Here is a 697-nt window from a genome sequence, read left to right as displayed (position 1 = left end):
GCTTCGATGAACGCCTCGGCCTACTGCTCGACCGCGAACTGGCCTGGCGTGACAACCAGCGCCTGGTACGGCTGCGCAAGAAGGCCAAGCTCAAGTACGCCAACGCCTGCCTGGAAGATCTCGACCGCCGCTCCGGACGCGCCCTGGACGAGCGTCTGATCGCCACCCTGGCCAGTGGCGACTGGATCCGCCAGCAGCACAACCTGCTGCTGACCGGCCCGACCGGTGCCGGCAAAACCTGGCTGGCCTGCGCCCTGGGCAACCAGGCCTGCCGCCAGGGCTATAGCACCCTGTACCTGCGCACCCCGCGCCTGCTGGAACAACTGCGCATCGCTCATGGCGACGGCAGCTTCGGCCGTACCCTGCAACAGCTGGCAAAGGTCGACGTCCTGGTGCTGGACGACTGGGCGCTAGCCCCGCTGGAGGAAGGAGCCCGGCATGACCTGCTGGAGGTGATCGACGACCGCGCTGGCAGCCGCTCCACCATCCTGACGAGCCAACTGCCCATCGAGCACTGGCACGGCTGGATCAACGACCCGACCCTGGCCGATGCCATCCTCGACCGCCTGGTGCACAACGCCTACCGACTGACGATGAAAGGCGAGTCGCTGCGCCGAAAAAAAGCCGAGGAACAAGCCGCATCGTGACCGATGCGATTACAATCCAGAACCCGCGCAACCGGGGTGGAAGCACCGGT

Annotated in this window: 1 protein-coding gene; it reads left to right on the top strand. The window is 66.3% G+C overall.

Translation table 11 applies throughout. The features are described from left to right. Positions 1 to 647 (top strand): IS21-like element IS1474 family helper ATPase IstB (istB, locus tag EIEH_RS00220; RefSeq protein WP_035608243.1); only part of this gene is annotated, 647 nt, incomplete at its 5' end. Positions 648 to 697 lie beyond the last annotated feature (50 nt).

It is taken from the genome of Edwardsiella ictaluri ATCC 33202 (genome assembly GCF_000264785.1).
Taxonomy (GTDB): Bacteria; Pseudomonadota; Gammaproteobacteria; order Enterobacterales; family Enterobacteriaceae; genus Edwardsiella; species Edwardsiella ictaluri.
Note: the sequence above shows the minus strand (reverse complement) of the source record. Positions and strands in the feature narration are given on the sequence as shown.